Source organism: uncultured Novosphingobium sp. (assembly GCF_964277725.1).
Lineage (GTDB): Bacteria > Pseudomonadota > Alphaproteobacteria > Sphingomonadales > Sphingomonadaceae > Novosphingobium > Novosphingobium fluoreni.
In genome coordinates this window covers 1-3,016 of the sequence record NZ_CAXYKL010000060.1, presented here as the reverse complement: position 1 = coordinate 3,016, position 3,016 = coordinate 1, and the positions used below count along the sequence as shown (strand labels likewise).

Sequence of the window (3,016 nt, the reverse complement as noted above, 5' to 3'; positions counted from 1 at the left end):
GATCGGAAGACAGACCCGGAGCGGGATCGGTGCTCAGCATGTGCGTGCTATGCGTCGACGATCGCCTTACTTCAACACACGGCCGATGAGATAACCGGCGGCAGCCGCCAGGCCGAGTGCCAGGGCCGGGCTCTGGCGCACGAACTTGGCCGCTTCCTCGCCCAGTTCGTCGATGCTCTTTTCATCCAACTTGGTAGCGACGTTCTGCACCGACTGCGCCGCGCCACGCGCGTAGTCGCCGTATTTCCCGCCGACCCGCTCATCCAGAACGTTGGCATTGTCTTGGATCAACTGGCTCAGGCTGGACAGCGCACCGCTGGCGCGGGCCTTGCCATCGTCGGCGAGACCATAGGCCTTTTCCTTGTACTCTTCCGTCCGCGCCTTGGCATCGCCGGTCAGGCCATCGGCTTTGTCATGCAGCTTGCTCTGCACCTTTTCGCGAGACTCTTCGGCGCGCGTCTGCGCTTCCGAACCCAGTGCCTTTGCCCCGGCGATGGCTTCATCGACGGCCTTGGTGAAGTGGCTCTTGGCATCGTCCGTGCCAGACGTTCCGCCAGTTCCGGGAAAAGTGGTGGTCTCGACCATGGTACGTCCTCCTGAATGGGATTTGCAAAGCTGAATCTGACGCATGTTTATGCGCTTTTGATAACACAACTCGCTGATCATTGCTGCAACGCAACTTGTCAGCGAAGGTTCCCCTGCTAAGAGCGCGGCAAACCCGCGCCTAACACAGCGCGTCATTGCAGGAGCGTGAGCCGAAATGACTGCCATCATCGACATCCATGGCCGCGAAATTCTCGATAGCCGTGGCAATCCCACCGTCGAGGTCGACGTGCTTCTCGAGGACGGCAGCTTCGGCCGCGCCGCAGTTCCCTCGGGCGCTTCGACCGGAGCGCACGAAGCCGTCGAGCTGCGCGATGGCGACAAGAGACGCTACCTCGGCAAGGGTGTGCTCAAGGCGGTCGACGCCGTGAACAATGACATCGCCGAAGCCCTGGTCGGCATGGATGCCGAGGATCAGCGCGATCTGGACCTGGCGATGATCGAACTGGACGGCACGGAGAACAAGGGCCGCCTGGGCGCAAACGCGATCCTGGGCACCTCGCTCGCTGTCGCCAAGGCTGCTGCGAACGCGCGCGGTCTGCCGCTCTACGCCTATGTCGGCGGCGTTTCGGCCCATGTCCTGCCGGTGCCGATGATGAACATCATCAACGGCGGCGAGCATGCCGACAATCCGATCGACTTCCAGGAATTCATGATCATGCCGGTCGGCGCGGATTCGATCGCCGAAGCCGTGCGCTGGGGCGCCGAGATTTTCCACACGCTGAAGAAGGGCCTCCACGAAAAGGGCCTGGCCACCGCTGTGGGCGATGAAGGAGGTTTTGCCCCCAACATCGCATCGACCCGTGCGGCGCTCGATTTCGTCAGCCAGTCGATCGAGAAGGCAGGCTTCAAGCTGGGCAGCGAAATCCAGCTCGCTCTGGACTGCGCTTCGACCGAGTTCTTCAAGAACGGCAAGTACGAGATCAGCGGCGAGGGCTTGTCGCTGTCGCCGGTGGAATTCGCAGACTACCTGGCCGATCTGACCGCCGCCTATCCGATCATCTCGATCGAGGACGGCATGAGCGAAGACGATTTCGAGGGTTGGAAGGCGCTGACCGACAAGATCGGCCACAAGGTCCAGCTGGTGGGCGACGATCTGTTCGTCACCAACCCCAAGCGCCTGACGATGGGCATCGAACAGGGCTTGGCCAACTCTCTGCTGGTGAAGGTCAATCAGATCGGCTCGCTGACGGAGACGCTGGAAGCCGTGTCGATCGCCCAGCGCGCCGGTTACACGGCGGTCATGTCGCACCGCTCGGGCGAGACCGAGGACGCGACGATCGCCGACCTGGCGGTTGCCACCAACTGTGGTCAGATCAAGACCGGCTCGCTCGCGCGCTCGGACCGGTTGGCCAAGTACAACCAGCTGATCCGCATTGAGGAAGAGCTGGGCAACGCCGCGCACTATGCAGGCGCAAAGGCATTCGGAAAGCTCAGCGTCTGATCGCTGGCTAGAGGATCGGCGCAGCCCCGGACCCGATCCGGGGCGGCGTTACCTTGTCGCCTCGATCCTCTCGAAGATGGCTAGCAACTGCTGCGCCTGTTCCAGATGCAGCAGTTCCGCCATCTTCCCCTCCACCTGGATCGCGCCTTTGCCTGCATTCTCCGGCAGCGCGAATGCGGCGATCACGGCGCTCGCCCGCGCCAGTTCCGCCTCGCTCGGCGAAAAGGCCGTATTGCAGGGCTCGATCTGCGCGGGGTGGATAAGGCTCTTGCCGTCAAAGCCGAACATCAGGCCCTGTCGGGCCTCCGCCTCGAAAACATCCAGATCCCGGAACTCGTTGCATACCCCGTCAAGGATGGCGATGCCGTGTGCGCGTGCCGCGGCGACGGCCATCGATAGGAACGGTAGGAACGGCGTGCGGCAAGGCGTCAATTGCGCCCGCATTTCCTTGGCCAGATCGTTCGTACCCATGATCCAGAGCGACAGCCGCGTGGTATCGGCCATGGCGGCGATTTGCGGCAGGTTGCCGACAGAGCGACACGTCTCGATCATCGCCCATAGCTGCAGCGCGCCCGGTGCGGCGCCCAGCGCCTCCTGATAGACCACGATATCCTCCGGGCCATTCACCTTGGGCACCACGACGGCATCGGCCAGCGATCCCGCAATGGCAGCCAGATCGGCCGCCCCCCACGGCGTATCGAGACCGTTTACCCGGATCGCGACTTCACGATGGCCAAAGCCGCCTTCGTTCACGGCCGCCACCGCCGCGTCGCGTGCCTCGTCCTTCCGGTCGGGCGCGACGGCATCCTCAAGGTCGAGGATGACGACATCGCATGCCAGGGTACGGGCCTTGACGATCGCCTTGGCGTTGGAGGCGGGGAGGTATAGCGCGCTACGGCGCGGGCGCAGGTTCGAATCCATAAGGCGCCTGCTAGCGCGATCGGGCGTGATGGAGAACCCGCTCGTGGC

Annotated in this window: 3 protein-coding genes; 1 reads left to right on the top strand and 2 read right to left on the bottom strand. The window is 63.4% G+C overall.

Annotation, left to right across the window (positions count from 1 at the left end; genetic code table 11):
- Positions 1 to 66: 66 nt before the first annotated feature.
- Positions 67 to 585 carry a hypothetical protein gene (locus ACHWRX_RS03725; RefSeq protein WP_394658136.1) on the bottom strand — a complete coding sequence of 173 codons (519 nt, stop codon included), beginning with the start codon at positions 583 to 585 and terminating at the stop codon, positions 67 to 69.
- Between the two features lie 175 nt (positions 586 to 760).
- Between ACHWRX_RS03725 and eno the strand changes: the two genes are divergently transcribed.
- Positions 761 to 2,047: a phosphopyruvate hydratase gene (gene eno / locus ACHWRX_RS03720; protein ID WP_394658135.1), complete on the top strand. Its 1,287-nt coding sequence runs from the start codon at positions 761 to 763 to the stop codon at positions 2,045 to 2,047.
- A gap of 48 nt (positions 2,048 to 2,095) precedes the next feature.
- On the opposite strand, the gene ACHWRX_RS03715 is transcribed toward eno, so the two are convergent.
- Positions 2,096 to 2,968 carry an HpcH/HpaI aldolase/citrate lyase family protein gene (locus tag ACHWRX_RS03715; RefSeq protein ID WP_394658137.1) on the bottom strand — a complete coding sequence of 291 codons (873 nt, stop codon included), beginning with the start codon at positions 2,966 to 2,968 and terminating at the stop codon, positions 2,096 to 2,098.
- Positions 2,969 to 3,016: the final 48 nt, after the last annotated feature.